This window comes from Pseudomonas sp. GW704-F2 (assembly GCF_059423025.1).
This window is the reverse complement of the sequence record NZ_JBWKXO010000045.1, coordinates 14,540-34,219: the sequence shown is the minus strand read 5'-3', so window position 1 is coordinate 34,219 and position 19,680 is coordinate 14,540. Positions and strand designations below refer to the sequence as shown.

The window sequence follows — 19,680 nt, the reverse complement described above, 5'->3', positions numbered from 1 at the left end:
GGCCTGCCATGCGTCGCTGGGGTACCGAACGCGTTGTCGGTCTGCATGACCCGCAGGTCAACGAAGCTCACCTGGAATCCACGGGCCTGCCGGCGGACAGCCGCCTGCGGCTGCTCAGCTTCAATATCCAGGTGGGTATCAGTACCGAGAAGTACCGGCACTACCTCACCCGTGGCTGGCAGCACTTGCTGCCCCACAACGGGCGGGCGGGCAACCTGCAGAAGATCGGCGACCTGTTGGGCGACTTCGACCTGGTCGCCTTGCAGGAAGCCGACGGCGGCAGCATTCGCTCCGGCTACATCAACCAGGTGGAACACCTGGCCCAGTTGGGTGCATTTCCCTACTGGTATCAGCAACTCAATCGCAACCTCGGGCGTCTGGCGCAGCACAGCAACGGCGTGCTCAGCCGCCTGAAGCCATCGGCCATCGAAGATCACCCATTGCCGGGCCCCAAGGGTCGTGGCGCGATCCTCGTGCGTTTTGGCCAAGGTCCGGAAGCCCTGGTGGTGGTGATGATGCACCTGGCGCTCGGGGGACGTACCCGCAACCTGCAGTTGGCCTACGTGCGTGAGTTGATTGGCGGCTACAAGCATCAGGTGTTGATGGGTGACATGAACACCCATGCCACCGACCTGCTGCAGAATTCCCCGTTGCGTGACCTTGGGTTGCTGGCGCCGCAAGTCGAAGCCACGTTCCCCAGCTGGCGCCCGCAACGCTGTCTTGATCACATCCTGCTCAGTCCGACCCTCACGCTTGAAAGTGTGCAGGTGCTGGCGCAGCCCATCTCCGATCACCTGCCGGTCGCGGTAGAGATTCGTCTGCCGGGTTCGCTCACGGTGGATGCATTGCCCGCGTTGAGCCCCGGCCCTCGCGGACCCCTTGCATGAGCGACGAAGCCCAGCGCTGGAAAGAGAAATACCTTAAAAGCATCGATCAACAAGACAAACTCGAACGCCGCTGGGCCGCCCGCCTCGACCTGCTGCGCCGAGGCTTGGTGCGCAGTACGTTGGCCGCTGAAGGCACCGACCGTGCGGTCGATCAATGCATGAAGGAAATGCGCGACGTGGTGCGCAGCGACGACATGGATGCCGCCCTCGCCGCATTGCTGCCGCGCCTGGAAAAAGCCGTACTGGATTCGGAGCAGCGTCGCGAAACCCGGATTGACCAGATGAGCAGCGCGCTCACGGCCCTGGTTGCGCAGTTGCAGAAACTGCCGCTGCCCCGCGAGGTGGCCCGCCCGTTGAAAACCTTCGCCAAGCAGCTGGATAGCCGCGTGGGCCAGGCGCGCGAGATCCCGCTGTTGCTCAGTGAGTTGAGCAACCTGCAAGGGCAGGCGTTGAATAACCTGGAACCGGACGGCGAAACACCACGCCCCGGTCCCGGCCTGTTGCAGCGTCTGTTTGGCGCCAAGGAAGTTGCGAGTGAGGCGCCGACCGGCGAGCCCGCGCCGCCGCCTTCTGCGCCTTCTGCGCCCGCCGCCGCCAGGCCGGTGCCCGAACCCGTCGCCGAGGCGGCACCGCCGCCCCAGTCCGACGAGTTGGCCCAGGCCCTGCGGGCGTTCGCGCCGTTGCCGCAAGGCTCGGCCCCGCCCCCGCCGGAACCGGTGGCAGCGGCCAAGGCGGCCACGGCGGCCGAGGTCGTGAGCCCGGTCGTCGCCCCCGAAGCCGCGCCCCAGCCCACGCCGATCGCCCGGCCCGTCGAAGTGGCGGCGCCTGCCGCGCTTCCAGCAGCGGCGCCAGAACCTGGCGCCGAAAGCGCACTCGCCGCGCTTATCGAACCACCGCCGGTTCAGGTCGATGCACCGCAACAAACCGTCATCGGCAGCCTGTCACTGCCGCCGGTGCTGGACGCGCCGGACCCGGACGAGCTGCTGGCGGACGCAATCTACGCCCTGCCCGATTCGCCGGAGCCGTCCTACAGCTCCGTGGCCAAACACATTGAAGACACCTTGCTTGGCCTGCTGGAAGACCTGTCCCTGCCCGAGCGCCACCGGCCCCAGGCCGAAGCCATGCGCGAGCGCCTGGCCCATGGTTTGAACTGGTACGAACTGCTGCCGATCCTCGATGACCTGGCCACGCTGATGCTGGCGATCACCGACAGCGGCCAGCATGAGTTCGAGGCCTACCTCAAGCAGCTCAACGAACGCCTCGAAGCGTTCCAGGGCCATCTGCAGACGGCCAGCGAAGGCTATGCCGACAGTCGCTCGGCCGCCCGTGAGCTGGACACGCAAATCCGCGAACAGGTCGACGGCCTGCAAAGCAGTGTGCAGGGCGCCGCCGACCTGGACAGCCTCAAGCAGGTATTGGAAAGCCACCTTGAAGGCCTGCTCGGCACCATGGACCAGCACCAGCAGCAGCGTGACCTGCGCGAGCAGGAAGTGGCGGAGCGCTTGAAAGGGCTCGCCGAACGCGTCGCCAATATGGAGCAGGAGGCCCAGGGTTATCGCGATCACCTCGAAGTACAGCGCCAGAAAGCGTTGGTCGATCCGCTTACCGGCTTGCCCAACCGTGCCGCGTGGAGCGAGCGCCTGGACCATGAGGTCAACCTCTGGCATCAGCGCGGCAACAGCCTGTCGCTGGCGATGCTGGACCTCGATCACTTCAAGCGTATCAACGACGGTTACGGGCACCTGGCCGGGGACAAAGTGCTGAAAATCATCGCCAGCGTGCTGCGCAAGCGCCTGCGCCCCGGCGACTTCATTGCGCGCTTCGGCGGCGAAGAGTTTGTGTTGCTGATGCCCGACTCATCCCTGGCGAATGCCCTCGCCGCCGGCGAAGCGCTGCGCGCGGCGATTGAAGTCTGCCCGTTCCACTTCAAGGGCGAGCCGGTGACGATCACGGTGTCGATGGGCGTGGCGCAGTTCCAGCCCGGCGAGCGCAGCGACCTGGCGCTCAAGCGCGCCGACGAGGCGTTGTACCGGGCCAAGGCAGCGGGACGTAACCGGGTGCAGGCGGCCTAAAAGATGTTCCATTTTGTAATTTGACGTTCGGGCCACAAACGGTACGTTACACTGTTGCATTATCGTCTTCAGCGTAACGTTATCCGCCATGAAATCCGTGTACTTCGCCTTTGTGTTCCTCCTGCTCAGCGGCTGCGCCAGCGGCCCGCGCCTGGATACCAGCCACCCTTCGGTCAACCATGACAACCGCGTGCAGTTCGTGGTCGTCCATTACACCTCGACCAACCTCGAACGCTCCCTGGCGCTGCTGACCCATGGTCAGGTCAGCAGCCATTACCTGATCGGCGACGACGCTTCGGGCACCATCTACAAGCTGGTGGATGAAAGCCAGCGCGCCTGGCATGCCGGGGAAAGCGAGTGGATGGGCCGCACCTGGCTGAACTCCAGCTCCATCGGGATCGAGATCGTCAACCCGGGGTTCCGCGACACGCCGACGGGCCGCGTGTGGTACCCGTATTCCGAAGCGCAGGTGAAATCCCTGGAGGTGTTGCTCAAGGACATCAGCACGCGCAACGGCATCGACCCCAGAAACATCATCGGTCACAGCGATATCGCGCCGCTGCGCAAGCTGGACCCGGGGCCGTTGTTCCCATGGAAGCGCCTGGCCGAGAAAGGCTTGGGCGTCTGGCCCGACGCGCAGGCAGTGGCACGCTTCCAGGCGCAGTACGCCACGGACCTGCCGAGCATCACCTGGTTCCAGGAAGCGTTGGCGCACCTGGGCTACCAGACGCCGCAGACCGGTGAGCTGGACGTCGCCACGCGCCATGTGCTCGCCGCGTTCCAGATGCACTTCCGCCCTGCGCTGTTCGATGGCACGCCGGATGCCGAGAGTGCCGCGATCCTGCGTGCCCTCGACCGGCGTTAATTGCTACAGCGGCAACGCCATGTAGAACTGCGTGCCCTGCCCCGGCCGCGAATACACGCCCATGCGGCCGCCGTGCAGTTGCACGATCTCCTTGCACAGCGCCAGCCCCAGGCCGGCGCCGCCTTTCTTGCGGCCCACCTGCACGAAGGGTTCGAAGATGCGCCCTTGTTGACCATAGGCGATACCTTCGCCGTTGTCCTCAACGCTGATGATCACCCGCTCGCCATGGCGTCGTGCCTGCAGACGGATCTGCCCGCCCTCGGCGGTATGGCGCAGGGCGTTGCCCAACAGGTTGTCGAGCACGCGTTCCAGTTGCGCCTGGTCGGCATACAGCCGAGGCAGGTCGGGCTGGGCTTCTACCAGCAGTTCGATGTGTTGTGCATTCGCCGGCTCGGCAAAGCGCGCCCGTGCATGCTCCAGCAGGTCGGTGACATCGCACGGGGCCAGGGTGAGTTTTTGCATGCCGTTCTGGTAGCGCGAAAAGTTGAGCAGGTCATTGATCAACTGCATCAGGCGCTGCATTTCTTCATTGACCGTATCCAGCAGGTCCGCTTCACGGGACTCCGCGGGAAACTTCGCGCGTTCGCGGAACAAGCCGAAGGCCATGTGCATGCCGGTCACCGGCGTGCGCAATTCGTGGGAGGCGCGCAACACGAACTCGCTGCGTACCCGTTCAAAGGCGCGCTGTTCGGTGACGTCATGCAGCACCATCACGGCACCGAGGATATGCCCCTGGGTGTGGCTCACCGGCGTCAGGCTGTAGGTCAGCAGGCGCAGTTCGCCCTCGACTTCCACTTCCAGGTCGTCCGGCGCGCGCTCCAGGCTGCCGCCGCGCAGCACCAGTTGCAACTGATCGTCCATTTCCGGGCGACCCAGCGCCTCGCCCAGGCCCTGGCCGAGACGTTCCTCGTCCCAGCCCAACTGGCGCTGTGCCACTGGGTTGAGGTGTTCCAGGCGGCCTTGCCGGTCAATCATCAACAGGCCGTCGTCGATACTGTCGAGTACCGCCTGCAGGCGCTGCTGGCCGGCGAGCAACTCATCGATATTGGTTGCCTGATGCTGGCGCAAGGCTTCGGCCATGATGCCGAAGCGTCGGGTCAGTTGGTTCATTTCCGCTGCCGAAGAAATGGGCAGGGTCACTTCGAAATCGCCTTGCCCGATCTTGTCGGCGGCCTTGGCCAGTGCTTCGATCGGCCCGCCAAACCGTCGGGCGATGCCATGGGCGGTAACAAAGCCGATGATCAACACTGCGAGGCCAACCAACCCCAGCAGCCCGGCGATCAACAAGGCGCGCTCGCGGGATTTATGTTCGCTGGCGCTGATGTTTTCCAAGGCCTGCTTGTGCTCGGCGATCAGGCCGTTGCGCAGGACATTGAAGGTTTCGGTGATTTTCTCTTTGCTGCCGGGCGGTGGGGACGCTTGTTGAGACTCGTCAAAAGCCGCCAGGAAGCGCTGATAGTCGGCCCGGGCCCGGCTGAAACCGCTGCTGTTCCCGTCGCGCTGTTCATGCGCAATGCCTTGGTCGAGCAGCTCGAAGTAACGCTGTTCGGACGCTTGCAGCGCCTCGGGATTGGGGCGCTGTTCGAGCATCATCATCAACTGATCGCCCAGGCTCTGGCGCAGTTTGAGTCCCAGGTCGAGGGTGATGAAGTTGCTGCGGATCGACGACTCCTGGGTCTTGGCCATCTGCATCACGCTGACCAGGCCCAGGATCAACCCCAGCAGGGCGACGGTGATCAGCGCTGAGATACTCAGGAATAACCGAGTGCGCAATGTCATCGCTAACTTCATAGGGTGCCGCTCACAGGTTGTACTGTTTGCGTTTGCGGTACAGCGTCGACGCGTCGATGCCCAGGGTGCGGGCCGCCTGATCCAGGGTGTCGCTGGTGGCAAGTACCGCGCCGATATGCGCTTTTTCCAGCTCGTCCAGGCTCAACGCTGCACCGATACGGGGGGCATTGTTGGTCGGCTGTTCGGCCATCCCGAGGTGGCTGATTTCGACTTTTTCCTGCGGGCAGATAATGCTCGCGCGCTCCACCACGTTGCGCAGCTCGCGGATATTGCCCGGCCATCGGTAGTTGAGCAGCGCTTCGCGTGCCTCATCGCTGAAGCCCCGCGCTGGTCGCGCGTATTCCTTGACGAAGCGGGCGAGGAAGCGGTCGGCCAAGGCCAGGATGTCTTCGCTGCGTTCGCGCAACGGCGGCAGGTGCAAGGTGATGACGTTGAGGCGGTACAGCAAGTCTTCGCGGAAGCGGCCGTCGCGCACCATGTCTTCGAGATTCAGGTTGGTGGCCGCGAGGATGCGTACATCGGCGCGCCGGGTGACCGGGTCGCCCACGCGCTCGTATTCCTTGTCCTGGATAAAACGCAGCAACTTGGGTTGCAGAGTGAGGGGAAAATCGCCGATCTCGTCGAGAAACAGCGTGCCGCCATCCGCTTGGTTGACCCGGCCCAAGGTGCTTTCGCTGGCGCCGGTAAAGGCTCCGCGGCTATGGCCGAACAGTTCGCTTTCCATCAGCTCCGCCGTCAGCGACGGGCAGTTGATGGTGACGCAGGATTTCTTCGAGCGCTTGCTCCAGCCATGAATGGCCCGCGCCAGCTCGCCTTTACCGGTGCCGGACTCGCCGAGGATGAGGATGTTGGCGTCAGTCCCGGCCACTTGGCGCGCAGTTTCCAGCACCGCCATCATCGCCGGGCTGTGGGAGTCGAGACCGTCTTTCGGTTGGCGCACCTCGCCTTCCAGTGCTTCCAGGCGCGCGGAGAGCTGGCGCACTTCCAGCTGTTTGGCGGTGGCCAGGCGCAGTTGGTCGGGGCTGCACGGTTTGACCAGATAATCAGCCGCGCCGGCCTGGATGGCATCCACGGCGGTGTCGACGGCGGAATGCGCGGTCACAATCACCACGCGCATCCACGGCGCCTGGATACGCATCTGCGCCAACACATCCAGGCCGTTATCCTCGCCCAGGCGCAGGTCGAGGAAGCACAGGTCGAACACCTGGCGTTGCATCAAGGCATCGGCCTGGGCGGCGCTGTTGGCGGTGGCTACGGTGTAGCCCTCATCTTCCAGGCAATAACGGAAGGTACGAAGGATTGCGGATTCGTCGTCCACCAAAAGAATGCGGCCTTGAAGTTCCTTGGCTGATTCCATCTGTCCCGCGCTCCTTAATATGAATGATGGTGTTTAGTCCCGGAATAATCGGGCAAGTTGCATGGTTCATTCTGATCGATAAAACGCAACGTCGTGCAGCTATCTGCCTGCATTCCTACAAAGCCTGCGCCCAATGGCGTTTTCATGCCTTCTTGCCACTTCGGCAACGCACGATGGGTTTTCTATCCGTCGATCCGACCGCTGGCGATCGTGCATTTCGCACGGCGCCCAGGCGGCCATCGTGCAGGATGCTGGGCTTTGCTCCGGTCGCATATATCTAACTGATTGATTTAGTTGAATATTATTTTGTAAAAAAACTGGCATGCGCTCTGCAATAGCTCTCCTAACGAATAATCAAAATGCGGGAGAAAGCAGCATGACTCGCCCAAGCCTCAGCTCACTGCATGTATCGCCACTGCGCTTGCAACAAGGCCTGTTCGCCAGCCTGGCCTTGATGGTCACGTTGATTGGCGGCCAGCAGCTGCAGCATTGGCAGCAGAGTCAGCAGCAAACCCCGCATTTCGAACGTCCGGCGATGACCCAGACCCACTTTCGTTCCATTGATAGCCGTTCCGTTGGCAGCGTTTCTGCCGATGTAACCGTTCCCCAACTGCGGATGGTTGACCAGGCGTCTGCCCTGAATGAACTGCCATCCCAGGAACGTTGGGTGTTCTAGGCAATAAAAAGGTCGCTTGAGTTGAGCGATTGCACGGCAGTACCGCTGTCACCCCCTATAAAAGCGTAAGGAGAATCACCATGTTGAGTTGGGCAATCACATTTCTGATCATCGCCATTGTGGCTGCAGTCCTGGGCTTCGGTGGTATCGCGGGCACCGCCACGGGTATCGCCAAGATCCTGTTTGTGGTCTTCCTGGTGATGTTCATCGCTTCGTTCTTCTTTGGTCGTCGCGGCCGAGGCTGAATATGACCCGTTTGTCCCTCAAAACCATGGCTGCCGTCCTGCTCCTGGGCGGCAGCGGCTTGGCGATGGCCGCTCACGACGGCCAGAGCCGCGCCAACGAATTGCTCGGCGCGGACCCGCAGTACCGTGAAACCTGGCAAAGCGTGGTGAAGAAAGAAGAGCGCCTGCCGGAATGGGTCATGAACCTGTCCGGCGCCGCCGAGCAAATGAATGCCGTCGAAGAAGGTGGCGACAAGTACTTGGTCGGGCCGCTCTGCGAAACCGCAGACACCTGCCGAAACAAGCGCCTGATCGTCGCCTTCAGTTACGACAAGGAAGATGCCTACGCCATGTTGGTGGAAGTCCCGGCCGGCCTGCCGGCGGACAAGTCCCCGACCCGGCACGCCGATTACCGGTTTATCGGTAAGCCGGATGCAGGCATGCAAAAGCTGCTGATGGAGCAGCTTAAGAAAGATCCGAATTGGTACTAGGTTCCGTCTGATGCATTTGTCGTCTACGGGACCGGCGTCCATAGAAAGAAGCCTGTGCGCTTCTTTCTGTTTGCATCGCTCGCCAAGGGTGATGCATGACCAGGGGGCCGGGTTGCTCTGATCCTTCGCGATCGGCGCGACCTACGGGGACAGGGAGTGCCTGCGCAAGGGCCGGGTCAGGTGAAAAGCTGCGCCGCAAGTCCACACGCTCTCGAGCTTGCTGGACTTGCGGCGCGCTTATGACGTTCACCCCCGCCTCTTATGCCGCTCATAGCCGAGAGTCTTCTTTTCGCCCGAGCCCAATCATTACTGGGTATGTCGGGGCGACCATCTATCGAGAAAATTTTGCCCGCGCCATAGGACATTTCAGTCAATGTACCGCTGAAAGCACGGGCATTTTTGCCAACGCTCCCAGGTTGTCCTGAATCTCTGAGCGAGCCTGATTTGACCGGTTCACGGCATATTCACCGGGCAAAATGTCGCATTTGAACTGACCGTTCGGACAGTTATTCTTAAAAAAAGCCATGCCGATTCGGCATAGGGTAGGCGTTTACGGCATTAGACGTCGCCTCCTTGCATGGGAATAGTTGCGCCTTTTTTCGCCTGCCAGTAAGCCATTTCGGCCATGCGGCGGTGACCTTCTACGGAGGCAGATGCACACACTTTTTCGCTTCCGGGCGTTGCAGCTGGCGCATTTGCCTTAAGTTCACTTGAAGTAAGGGTAATGACATGAAGAAGGCAAAGCTAAGCCTCGCCTGGCAGATCCTCATCGGTTTGGTGCTGGGTATCGCAATCGGTGCCGTGCTCAACCATTTCAGTGCTGAAAAGGCCTGGTGGATCAGTAATGTGCTGCAGCCAGCGGGCGATATCTTTATCCGCCTGATCAAGATGATCGTGATCCCGATTGTGATTTCTTCGCTGATCGTCGGCATTGCCGGTGTCGGTGACGCGAAAAAGCTCGGGCGCATCGGTGTCAAAACCATCCTTTACTTCGAAATCGTCACCACCATCGCCATCGTGGTCGGCCTGTTGCTGGCCAACGTGTTCCACCCCGGTGCGGGCATCGACATGAGTACGCTGGGTACCGTGGACATCTCCAAGTACCAGGCGACCGCGGCGGAAGTGCAGCATGAGCATGCGTTCGTCCAGACCATCCTCAACCTGATCCCGTCGAACATCTTTGCCGCCGTCGCGCGTGGCGAGATGCTGCCGATCATCTTCTTCTCCGTGCTGTTCGGCCTGGGCCTGTCGAGCCTCAAGCCTGAGCTGCGCGAACCGTTGGTGACGATGTTCCAGGGCGTGTCCGAGAGCATGTTCAAAGTCACCCACATGATCATGAAGTACGCGCCTATCGGTGTGTTCGCGCTGATCGCGGTGACCGTCGCCAACTTCGGCTTCGCTTCCCTGCTGCCACTGGCCAAGCTGGTGATTCTGGTTTACGTCGCCATCCTGTTCTTCGCCTTTGTGGTCCTGGGCCTGATCGCACGCCTGTTCGGCTTCTCGGTGATCAAGCTGATGCGTATCTTCAAGGATGAGCTGGTGCTGGCCTACTCCACCGCCAGTTCGGAAACCGTGCTGCCGCGTGTGATCGAGAAGATGGAAGCCTACGGCGCGCCGAAGGCCATCTGCAGCTTCGTGGTGCCGACCGGTTATTCGTTCAACCTCGATGGTTCGACCCTGTACCAGAGCATCGCGGCGATCTTTATCGCCCAGCTGTATGGCATTGATTTGTCGGTCGGCCAGCAACTGATGCTGGTGCTGACGCTGATGGTCACCTCCAAGGGCATCGCCGGTGTGCCGGGCGTGTCCTTCGTGGTGTTGCTGGCGACGCTGGGCAGCGTGGGCATTCCGTTGGAAGGCCTGGCGTTCATTGCCGGTGTCGACCGCGTCATGGACATGGCGCGTACCGCGCTCAACGTGATCGGCAACGCCCTGGCGGTACTGGTCATCTCCCGTTGGGAAGGCATGTACGACGATGCCAAGGGCGAGCGCTACTGGAACTCCCTGCCGCACTGGCGCACCAAGCAAGTGCTGCCGGTCGGTGAGACCAGCCGCGGCTGAGGCCAGCCTGATGCGAACAAACCCCGGGAAATCCGGGGTTTGTCGTTTCTGCCAGCCCCGCTATCATTCGCCCCATCTTTCGGGGGATTCAACTGATGCTCAATGGCCTGTGGCTTGGCTTCTTTGTCGTGGCAATGGTGTCAGCACTGGCGCAATGGCTGGTGGGCGGTAACGCTGGGATTTTTGCGGCGATGGTGGAAAGCATTTTCGCCATGGCCAAATTGTCGGTGGAGGTCATGGTGTTGCTGTTCGGCACCCTGACGTTATGGCTGGGGTTTTTGCGCATCGCCGAAAAAGCCGGGATCGTCAATTGGTTGGCCAAGGCCCTGGGCCCCCTGTTCCGCCGGCTGATGCCGGAAGTGCCGGCCGGCCACCCGGCCATCGGCCTGATCACCCTCAACTTCGCCGCCAACGGCCTGGGCCTGGACAACGCCGCCACGCCCATCGGCCTGAAAGCCATGAAGGCGTTGCAGGAACTCAACCCGATCCCCAATACCGCGAGTAACGCGCAGATTCTGTTCCTGGTGCTCAACGCGTCCTCGCTGACGCTGTTGCCGGTGACCATCTTCATGTACCGCGCCCAGCAAGGCGCGGCCGACCCGACGCTGGTGTTCCTGCCGATCCTGCTGGCCACCAGCGCGTCGACCCTGACGGGCTTGCTCTCGGTGGCGGTGATGCAGCGCCTGCGGCTGTGGGACCCGGTGGTGCTGGCCTATTTGATCCCGGGCGCACTGCTGCTGGGCGGCTTCATGGCATTGCTGGCGACCTTGTCCGCCACGGCGCTGGCCGGGCTGTCGTCGATCCTCGGCAACCTGACGCTGTTTGGCCTGATCATGCTGTTCCTGCTGGTCGGCGCGTTGCGCAAGGTGAAGGTGTACGAGGCGTTTGTCGAAGGGGCCAAAGAAGGCTTCGACGTCGCCAAGAACCTGCTGCCATACCTGGTGGCGATGCTTTGCGCGGTGGGCGTGTTGCGTGCGTCTGGCGCGCTGGACTTTGGCCTGGAAGGCATTCGTCATGTGGTGGCCTGGACTGGCCTGGACACGCGCTTCGTCGACGCGCTGCCGACCGCGATGGTCAAGCCGTTCTCCGGCAGTGCCGCACGGGCGATGTTGATCGAGACCATGCAGACCCAGGGCGTCGACAGCTTCCCGGCATTGGTGGCGGCGACGGTTCAGGGCAGTACCGAGACCACCTTCTATGTGTTGGCGGTGTATTTCGGCTCGGTGGGCATTCAGCGGGCAAGGCATGCGGTGGGTTGTGCATTGCTGGCGGAGTTTGCCGGTGTGGTGGCGGCGATTGCGGTGTGCTACTGGTTTTTCGGTTAAGGCTTGGATGGCTATCGGGAGCAAGCTCCCTCCCACATTCAACCGTATTCATCCTGACGAAACGCGGTCAACTGTGGGAGGGAGCTTGCTCCCGATGAGGCCCTCAGCGTTTCGGCGCAGTGTTGCCCTGCGCCACCACCCAATCCACCACCAGCTTGTTCAACTGATCCCCCGCCAGCCCAAACCCGGCCACCACCGCCGGTACTTTGTTGTCGCCGACTGGCTGGCGCACTTCAAACCGGCGGCTGGCAATGATCCGCTGATCACTGCCGCGCACCAGCCGCGCATCCAGGCGGATCACCACCTCCACTGCGTTGCCGCGGTATTCGCTCTGGAACGCCTGCAATTGCCCGCCCAACTCGTAGTCGGCCTGCAGGTTGGTCTCGTCGCTGCTCAGCAGTGTCACCCGGCCATCGCGCTGGAAGCCATCCATGAAGCGGTTGCGCAGCAGCACCGGCGCCGGGTCGCTCCAGCGTGAGTTGGCGTAGCTGCTGATCAGATCACCCTGGGGCACCACGGCAATGCGCGGGCTGTCGAGGAACTCGCTGGTCTGCGGCTTGGTCACGCGCAGCGACCAGGCTACCGGCGCTGCTTGGGTGGCCGCCGGGGCCGAGGCCAGGCGATAGACGTCGGACGGATCGGGCTTGGGCAGGATCGAGCACGCGCTGACCAGCGCCAGGGCCACGGGGGCGATCAGTTGGTAAGCACGCTTCATGGCGTGAACTCCTTGTTCTTGTCGCTGCCCAGCAGGTAACCGCTGGGGTTGGCTTCCAGGCGGCGGGAGATGGCGCGCAGCGAACCGAGGGTTTCGCGCAGTTCGCGCACGGCCGGCGCCAGTTCGTTGAGGCCCTGCATGCCGCTGTTCACCGAGTTCTTGTTATCGGTCAGCAAGGTATTGATGGTCGCGGTGCTTTGCTCAAGGGATTTCATCGCTTGTTCGGCGCTGCCGAAGACCTGCTTGCCTTGATCGTTGAGCAGGCCGTTGGCATTGCGCATCAGCGCAGTGGTCTGCTCCAGGGCGGCACCGGCCTGCTTGCTGACCTGCATCAGTTGCTGCATCACCACCTTGATATCACCGCGCTGCTCGGCAATCGCGCCGGTGGTTTGTTCCAGGTGGTCCAGGGTGTTGCTGATGCGCTCGACATTCTGCGCGGAGAACATTTCGTTGGCGTTGTGCAGCAGCAGGTTGATGCTGGTCATCAGGTCGTTGCTGTTGGTCAGCAACCGCGCGATTGGCGATGGCGAGGCAATGATCTCCGGCAGGTTGCCGTCCTTGCCCTTGAGTTTCGGGCTTTGCGGTGTGCCACCGCTGAGCTGGATGATCGATGTGCCGGTGATGCCGGTCAGCGCCAGTTTGGCCTGGGTGTCTTCCTTGATCGGCGTCTGCCCGGAGAGGCGGATGCGCGCGAGCACGCGGCGCGGGTCTTTGGGGTCCAGGCGCAGGCTGATGACATCGCCCACCTTGATCCCGCTGTACTGCACCGAGCTGCCCTGGGACAGGCCGCTGACCGCCTCGTTGAAAATCACTTCGTAATCCTGGAACGCGGTGTCGACGCTGGACTTGGCCAGCCACAGGCCGAACAGCATCGCGCCGACCACCACAATCACGCTGAACAGACCGATCATCACATGATGGGCTCGGGTTTCCATGTCATACCTCGTTGAGCGGTTGAGCGGCATCCAATGCCGCGCGGCCCCGGGGGCCGTGGAAATATTCGTGAATCCAGGCGTCGTCGGTTTCCGAGACGACATCGATGGCATCGGCCACCAGCACTTTCTTCTGCGCCAGCACCGCCACGCGGTCGGTGATGGTGTACAGCGTGTCCAGGTCATGGGTGACCAGGAACACACTCAGGCCCAGCGCATCGCGCAGGGTCAGGATCAGTTGGTCGAATTGCGCGGCGCCGATCGGGTCGAGCCCGGCGGTGGGTTCGTCGAGGAACAGGATGTCCGGGTCCAGCGCCAGGGCGCGGGCCAGGGCTGCACGCTTGATCATGCCGCCGGACAGCGACGCCGGGTATTTGTCGGCCGCCGACAACGGCAACCCGGCCAGGGCCAGTTTGACCGCAGCCAGGTGCTCGGCGTCGGCGCGGCTCAGGCCGGCGTGTTCGATCAGCGGCAGCGCGACGTTCTCGGTCACCGTCAGCGAGGAAAACAGCGCGCCCTTCTGGAACAGTACGCCAAAGCGTCGTTCCACCAGGGAGCGCTCATGCTCCGGCAGGTTCGACAAGTCCTTGCCGAATACCCGTACCTCGCCTGCGCTGGGCCGGCGCAGGCCGACGATGCTGCGCAACAGCACCGACTTGCCGCTGCCGGAACCGCCGACCACGGCGAGGATTTCGCCCTTGTACAGATCCAGGTCGAGGTTTTCATGCACGCTCTGGCTGCCAAAGCGATTGCACAGCCCACGGACTTCGATCACCGCCTCGCTGGGCGCTCGGGGTCGGCGACTCACCAGCTCATCTCCATGAAGAACAGCGCGGCGACCGCATCCAGCACGATCACCACAAAAATCGATTGCACCACGCTGGAGGTGGTATGGGCGCCGACCGACTCGGCGCTGCCGCTGACCTTGAAGCCTTCCAGGCAACCGATGGCGGCGATCAGGAAGGCGAAGAACGGCGCTTTCACCATGCCCACCAGGAAATGCTTCACGCCAATGTCCGACTGCAGCAGCGAGAGGAACATCGCCGGCGAAATATCCAGGGTCAGCGCACACACCACCCCGCCGCCGACAATCCCCGAGAGCATCGCCAGGAACGTCAGCATCGGCAGCGACACCAGCAGTGCCAGTACCCGGGGCAATACCAGCAGCTCCATCGGGTCCAGGCCCAGGGTGCGGATTGCGTCGATTTCCTCGTTGGCCTTCATCGAGCCGATTTGTGCGGTAAAGGCACTGGCGGTGCGGCCGGCGATCAGGATCGCGGTGAGCAAGACGCCGAATTCCCGTAGGAAGGAGAACGCCACCAGGTCCACGGTGAAAATTGTCGCGCCAAAGCTCTTGAGTACCGTGGCACCGAGGAATGCCACCACGGCGCCCACCAGAAACGTCAGCAAGGCGACGATGGGCGCGGCGTCGAGGCCGGTCTGTTCGATATGCGCAACCATCGGCGTCACGCGCCAGCGCTTGGGCCGGAAAATGCTGCGGGCGAAGGTTTCCAGGATCAGGCCGATAAAGCCCAGCAGTTGCTTGCTGTCCAGCCACACTGTGTCCACCGCGGCACCGATGCGCGCCAGCAACTGGATGCCGACGGCTTCTTCCGGCGCTTTTTCCGGTACGCAGAAATCGTTCAGGGAGCGGTAGACAGTCTTGAGCAGCGCGCGGTCGGCGGCGGACAGGCTGCAATCGGTCTGCTCGGCGGATTGCTCGATGCGGTCCGGGCCCAGCAGCTCCACCAACAGTGAGGCGCCGGCTGTGTCGAGGGCACCGAGGCCATTGAGGTCGATGCGGGCACCGGCGTCGTATTGGCCGTCGAGTTTGTCCGACAGTTTTTTCAGGTTTGTGTAGTGGGCAAGCGTCCAGTCCCCCGTAATCCTGAGTAACGGGGGGGCGGTGGACGTATCGAGGTGGGCTGTGCCGGCCGAGGTACGAGTGGTCATAAGCTCCGAGCTTGTCTGGCTATCCACAATGTCTACGTAATAGCACGATACAGCTTACTTTGGGTTGTCCGTTTGTGCTGTGTCAGTCACTTTGAAGCGCAGCACACCGATCACCTGCCCGTCCTCGGTCAGCACCCGGACTTGCCAGCGTCCCACGGAGTCGGCCGGGAAGTTCTGCTTGTGGGTCCAGGCGCGGTAGCCTTCCTTGCGCCCGCCGTGGATATCCAGGGCGATGCGGTCGACTTCCTGGCCGTTGAATTTCCACACATGGTAGATCCGCTCATCCAGCCCGCGCGGGGCATTGATCGCGGTATAGGCATACAGCCCGCCGCTGCGCAGTTGGGCGGCGCTGACCTCTTTGAGATCGTCGCCGGGTGTGCGGTCTTGCAACTGGGTGCTGATCGCCACTTCGGTCATCCACAAGGTGGCCGGTGGAACCCAACTGCGTAGGAACCATCCGGCGCAGCCAATCGCGGCCGTGACCCCGAGCAGCATCGCCCAGCCTTTGACGCTGCGCAGCGGCAGGCTTACGGCCAGGCTCGGGATCGACAGGACCATGGCCACGCCGAGGGCCAGCTTGTAACTCTCGGCGGTGGTCAGGTGCAGGATGATCGGCAGCGCGGTGAGCAGCGCGGCGAACAGGGTCAAGGTGTGCAAGGCGAGGAACAGCGAGCGTTTCGGCGCCAGCCACTTGTAGTACAGCGGGTCGGTGATCGACACCAGCGCCGCCGCGCCGAGCAGCCCGGTGAAGATCGATTGGCCGCTGTTCCAGGTGGTGGTGATGAAAAAGAACGGCAGCACGAAAAACAGACTTTCCTGGTGGATCATCTGGGTGGCGTAGCGCAGCAGCGGTTCGGGGATTTCGCGCTTGAAGAGTTTGGTGAACAGCTGGGTAAAGCTGTTTTCCAGCATCAGCCACAGCCAGCTCACCAGCATGATCACCGCGATCCAGCTGGCCATGCCCTGCTGGCGGTCCACCAGGATGAAGCTGCTCACCCCCGAGATGAAACCGCCGAGTGCAATCACCCCTGGGTAGCGCTTCATCAGTTCGAGGATGCGCTGGATGTAGTGGTTCAGGTTCGGCATTCGGCGGTCACAGTCTTTGTAGGAAAAATCCCAGACAGAATAACGTCTTAGCCCTGGGTGCGGTGCCTCATTACGCGATCCGTTTGCGATAACTGCGCACGCCGATCACTCCAATCGCGATCAGCCCGAGCACACCGGCGCCGATCCAGTTCAGCATGTCGTAGCTCAGCAGCGGTTTCTCGATGCGCCAGTAGCCCGGCTGCTTGAAGAGTTGGCGCATGGCCTGGTTGGTCTGCGCCAGGCTCACGGCCTTGATGCGTTTGACCGGGTCGCTGAAGTGACCGTTGTCATAGTCGCCCGAGGCGCTCCAGTAATAGTCGGCCAGCGCGCTGTTGCCCTGCACGGCCCAGGCCTGGCGTGCGATGGCGGCGTTTTGCAGGCGGGCGAATGCCGCCGGGTCGAGGCCGTCCTTGAGCAGTTGGGCCGTGAGGTCTTGCAACACCTGTTCGGCTTCGGCGAGGTTTTCCCGTTCGAGGTCGGCATTCAGGCTGAGGAAACCGACGCCGCCGAGCACTTCGCGTTCGCTCCACGGGCCGTAGGACAAACCGTGCTTGAGGCGCAGTTGGCGATACAGCGCCCAGTCGAGGTAGTCCTTGAGCAGGTTGTAGGTTTCGTCATGCTGGTCGTCGAGTACCGGCTCGGGGAGCAACCAGTGCAGTTTGGCGCCGTTGCCGACCCAGCCATGGATCAGGTCACGGCGGTTGGCGGCGGCGTGCTGGATTTCCGGCAGGGCCAGATGCTCGGTGGGCTCGACCGGGACAAGTTGGCCATAAGTGCGTTCCAGATAGGCCGGCAGCAGTTTGTCGAGGTCGCCGACGATGATCAGCGTCATGTTGTTGGGGGCGTACCAGTTTTTGCGCAGTTGCTCCAACTGGTCGCGGGTCAACTGGCCGGCCTCGGCGCGTTCGGCGCACTTGAGGCCCAGTTCGACCGCCAATTGGTTGCTGGCGGTGTGGCCCAGGTCCTGGCGGTCCAGCAGGCGTTGCAGGTGCGAGTAATGGCCGCCGTCTTCGCGCTCGACCACCTGCTTGGCGGCATTGATATGGGCATCGGTCAGTTCGGTGCGGGTGAGGATCGCCCGCAGCAGGTCCAGGACCTTACGCTGGTTTTGCGCGGGCGCCTCGATCACGAAGGTGGTGTCGGCGTTGCTGGTGTAGGCGTTCCACTCGCCGCCCAGGGCTTGCATGCGTTCTTCGAGGTCGCCTTCGCCGCCGCCGTCGATACCGCTGAACAACAAGTGTTCGAGCAGGTGCGGCAGTTCCTTGTCTTCGCAGCGGAAGTCATCCAGGCCCACGCCGACCACCAGGCGAATCGCCACATGCCCGCGTTCGGTGCCCGGCTTGAGCAGCAGTTGCAGGCCGTTGGGCAAGGTGTAACCCTCGACGTGCAGGCGGTCAAAGGCAAAGGCGTGTGCAGAGCCCATGAGCAGGCAGGCGAGTAACAGGCGACGCATAACTGGCTTCCTGGCGAGTGAGGTCAGTGTTAACTGACTTCAGCGGCCGTCTTACGTTCAGGGCGAATGTGTGATGTCGGCAATATCTTCGGCGGACAGTGCGCCGGTGTCGGACGTTTCCAAGACTACATAAGCACTGCTGCAAAACAATGAGTTCAAGCGTTTCATGTCGGCAATCAGTTCCAAATGCAGGGAACTGGTCTCCAGGCTCTGTACGATCTTGCGTTGCAGGCGGCTGACGTGGGCATGGGCCAGGCGCCGCTCCTGGGCGCGGAAGCGGCGTTTCTCGCGCAGCAATTGGCGTGCGCTTTCCGGGTCGGCACTGAGGAATACCGACAGGCCCAGGCGCAGGTTGGCAATCAGTTGGCTATGCAGGCCGGTGAGTTCTTCCAGGCCCACTTCGGAGAACTGGCGACGTTGGGACGTTTTCTGCTGCTGGACTTTGCGCAACATGCGTTCGATCAGGTCGCCGGCCAGTTTCAGGTTGATCGACAGCTCGATGATCTCGGCCCAGCGGCGGTTGTCCTGTTCGCTGAGGTCTTCGCGGGGCATTTGCGCCAGGCAGAGCTTGATCGCGCTGTAGAGCGCCTCGACGTCGTCGCTGAGGCTGCGCATTTCCTGGGTGATGGCCGTCTGTTTGCCGCGCAGCACTTCGAGCATTGCGGTGAGCATGTTGTCGATCAGGTCGCCCAGGCGCAGGGTTTCCCGCACCGCGTTGGCCAGCGCCAGGCTTGGCGTGGCCAGGGCGGCGAGGTCCAGGTGGCGCGGCGTGGCCTTGCCGTTGGCCTCTTCACGTTCGGGCAGCAACCACGCGCAGACCCGGGCCATCGGGCCGATGCTCGGTAGCAGGATCAGGCAGCGACTGACGTTGTAGAGCAGGTGGAAGCTGATGACCATGCCTTGGGCGCTGTAATCCAGGCCGTCCATCCACAACACGAGCGGGTCGAGCACCGGGATGATCAGCAACAGGCCGATCAATTTGTACAACAGGCTGCCCAGGGCCACCTGGCGTCCGGCGGCGTTCTGCATGTTGGTGCTGAGGAAGGCGAGCACGCCGCTGCCGATGTTGGCGCCGATCACCAGGCCGATGGCCACGTGCAAGCCGATCAGTCCGGCGCCGGCCAGGGTGGCGGTCAGCAGTACGGCGGCGAGGCTGGAGTAGGAAATCATCGCGAACAACGCGCCGACCAGCGCATCGAGCAGGATGTCGCCGGTCAGTGAGGCGAACAGCACCTTCACGCCCTGCGCGTGGGTAATCGGCCCGGCGGCTTCGACGATCAATTGCAGGGCGAGGATGATCAGCCCGAGGCCGATCCCGACCCGACCCAGTTGCCCGGCCCGTGTCTGCTTGCGCGAGAGGAAGAAGATCACCCCGAGAAAGATCAGCAGCGGCGACAGCCAGGACAGGTCCAGGGTGAGCACCCGGGCCATCAGCGCCGTCCCGACGTCGGCGCCGAGCATGGTCGCCAGGGCAGGCATCAGCCCCATCAGGCCCTGGCCGACAAACGATGTGACCAGCATGGCGGTGGCGTTGCTGCTCTGCACCATGGCCGTCACCAGGATACCGGCGACGAACGCCAGCCAGCGCTTGGACATGTTTTGCCCGATGACGTGGCGCAGGTTGGAACCGTAGACCCGCAGGATGCCGGTACGGACGATATGCGTGCCCCAGATCAGCAGGGTCACGGCGGAAAGCAGATTGAGCAAGGTCAGCATGCTCGGCCCCCCGTGTGGGTGGGCTCCAACAGGAGCCAATGAGAATTGCCGCGTGCCGTTCTACGTCTTGTACTTA

At 62.6% G+C, this 19,680-nt stretch carries 17 protein-coding genes; 8 read left to right on the top strand and 9 right to left on the bottom strand.

Features of this window, described 5'->3' with window-relative positions; genetic code table 11:
* The first annotated feature begins 8 nt into the window (after positions 1–8).
* The 3 genes from AC07W0_RS26455 to AC07W0_RS26445 all read left to right on the top strand — a co-directional run bounded on the left by AC07W0_RS26455 (position 9) and on the right by AC07W0_RS26445 (position 3,824).
* Positions 9–887, top strand: coding sequence for an endonuclease/exonuclease/phosphatase family protein (locus tag AC07W0_RS26455; protein WP_017849031.1), 879 nt, complete (start codon positions 9–11; stop codon positions 885–887).
* The gene (locus tag AC07W0_RS26450) at positions 884–2,959 is read left to right on the top strand and encodes a GGDEF domain-containing protein (RefSeq protein ID WP_102618541.1); all 2,076 of its coding nucleotides are present in this window, start codon (positions 884–886) and stop codon (positions 2,957–2,959) included. Before AC07W0_RS26455 ends, AC07W0_RS26450 begins: the two co-directional genes overlap by 4 nt.
* An 88-nt stretch (positions 2,960–3,047) precedes the next feature.
* Positions 3,048–3,824 carry an N-acetylmuramoyl-L-alanine amidase gene (locus AC07W0_RS26445; protein WP_017849033.1) on the top strand — a complete coding sequence of 259 codons (777 nt, stop codon included), beginning with the start codon at positions 3,048–3,050 and terminating at the stop codon, positions 3,822–3,824.
* Positions 3,825–3,827: 3 nt separating this feature from the next.
* On the opposite strand, the gene AC07W0_RS26440 is transcribed toward AC07W0_RS26445, so the two are convergent.
* Positions 3,828–5,615, bottom strand: a complete 1,788-nt coding sequence (locus AC07W0_RS26440) for a KinB sensor domain-containing domain (RefSeq protein ID WP_102618542.1) — start codon at positions 5,613–5,615, stop codon at positions 3,828–3,830.
* Between the two features lie 10 nt (positions 5,616–5,625).
* Entirely contained in the window at positions 5,626–6,972 is a 1,347-nt protein-coding gene (gene algB / locus AC07W0_RS26435) for a sigma-54-dependent response regulator transcription factor AlgB (RefSeq protein WP_017849035.1), read from the bottom strand.
* Positions 6,973–7,348: 376 nt separating this feature from the next.
* On the opposite strand from algB, the gene AC07W0_RS26430 reads away from it, so the two are divergent.
* From AC07W0_RS26430 to AC07W0_RS26410, 5 genes are all read left to right on the top strand, one after another.
* Positions 7,349–7,648: a hypothetical protein gene (locus AC07W0_RS26430; RefSeq protein WP_017849036.1), complete on the top strand. Its 300-nt coding sequence runs from the start codon at positions 7,349–7,351 to the stop codon at positions 7,646–7,648.
* An 80-nt stretch (positions 7,649–7,728) separates the two neighbouring features.
* Positions 7,729–7,893: a DUF1328 domain-containing protein gene (locus tag AC07W0_RS26425; protein WP_003170804.1), complete on the top strand. Its 165-nt coding sequence runs from the start codon at positions 7,729–7,731 to the stop codon at positions 7,891–7,893.
* Positions 7,894–7,895: 2 nt separating this feature from the next.
* A complete protein-coding gene (locus tag AC07W0_RS26420; RefSeq protein WP_046381532.1) occupies positions 7,896–8,363 on the top strand; it encodes an inhibitor of vertebrate lysozyme family protein in 468 nt (155 codons plus the stop codon).
* Between the two features lie 729 nt (positions 8,364–9,092).
* Positions 9,093–10,424 carry a glutamate/aspartate:proton symporter GltP gene (gene gltP / locus AC07W0_RS26415; protein WP_017849038.1) on the top strand — a complete coding sequence of 444 codons (1,332 nt, stop codon included), beginning with the start codon at positions 9,093–9,095 and terminating at the stop codon, positions 10,422–10,424.
* Between the two features lie 95 nt (positions 10,425–10,519).
* Positions 10,520–11,749, top strand: coding sequence for a nucleoside recognition domain-containing protein (locus tag AC07W0_RS26410; RefSeq protein ID WP_017849039.1), 1,230 nt, complete (start codon positions 10,520–10,522; stop codon positions 11,747–11,749).
* Positions 11,750–11,852: 103 nt separating this feature from the next.
* Here AC07W0_RS26410 and AC07W0_RS26405 read toward each other — a convergent pair whose 3' ends face one another.
* The 7 genes from AC07W0_RS26405 to AC07W0_RS26375 form a co-directional block, all read right to left on the bottom strand.
* Positions 11,853–12,464 carry an ABC-type transport auxiliary lipoprotein family protein gene (locus AC07W0_RS26405; RefSeq protein ID WP_102618543.1) on the bottom strand — a complete coding sequence of 204 codons (612 nt, stop codon included), beginning with the start codon at positions 12,462–12,464 and terminating at the stop codon, positions 11,853–11,855.
* The gene (locus AC07W0_RS26400) at positions 12,461–13,399 is read right to left on the bottom strand and encodes an MlaD family protein (RefSeq protein ID WP_017849041.1); all 939 of its coding nucleotides are present in this window, start codon (positions 13,397–13,399) and stop codon (positions 12,461–12,463) included. Before AC07W0_RS26400 ends, AC07W0_RS26405 begins: the two co-directional genes overlap by 4 nt.
* A 1-nt stretch (position 13,400) precedes the next feature.
* Positions 13,401–14,204 carry an ABC transporter ATP-binding protein gene (locus AC07W0_RS26395; RefSeq protein WP_017849042.1) on the bottom strand — a complete coding sequence of 268 codons (804 nt, stop codon included), beginning with the start codon at positions 14,202–14,204 and terminating at the stop codon, positions 13,401–13,403.
* Entirely contained in the window at positions 14,201–15,349 is a 1,149-nt protein-coding gene (locus tag AC07W0_RS26390) for an ABC transporter permease (protein ID WP_017849043.1), read from the bottom strand. Before AC07W0_RS26390 ends, AC07W0_RS26395 begins: the two co-directional genes overlap by 4 nt.
* A gap of 54 nt (positions 15,350–15,403) precedes the next feature.
* Positions 15,404–16,435, bottom strand: a complete 1,032-nt coding sequence (locus AC07W0_RS26385) for a DUF5924 family protein (RefSeq protein ID WP_017849044.1) — start codon at positions 16,433–16,435, stop codon at positions 15,404–15,406.
* Positions 16,436–16,505: 70 nt separating this feature from the next.
* Positions 16,506–17,888 carry a M16 family metallopeptidase gene (locus AC07W0_RS26380; RefSeq protein WP_102618544.1) on the bottom strand — a complete coding sequence of 461 codons (1,383 nt, stop codon included), beginning with the start codon at positions 17,886–17,888 and terminating at the stop codon, positions 16,506–16,508.
* Positions 17,889–17,945: 57 nt separating this feature from the next.
* A complete protein-coding gene (locus AC07W0_RS26375; RefSeq protein WP_102618545.1) occupies positions 17,946–19,604 on the bottom strand; it encodes a Na/Pi cotransporter family protein in 1,659 nt (552 codons plus the stop codon).
* Between the last annotated feature and the right edge of the window lie 76 nt (positions 19,605–19,680).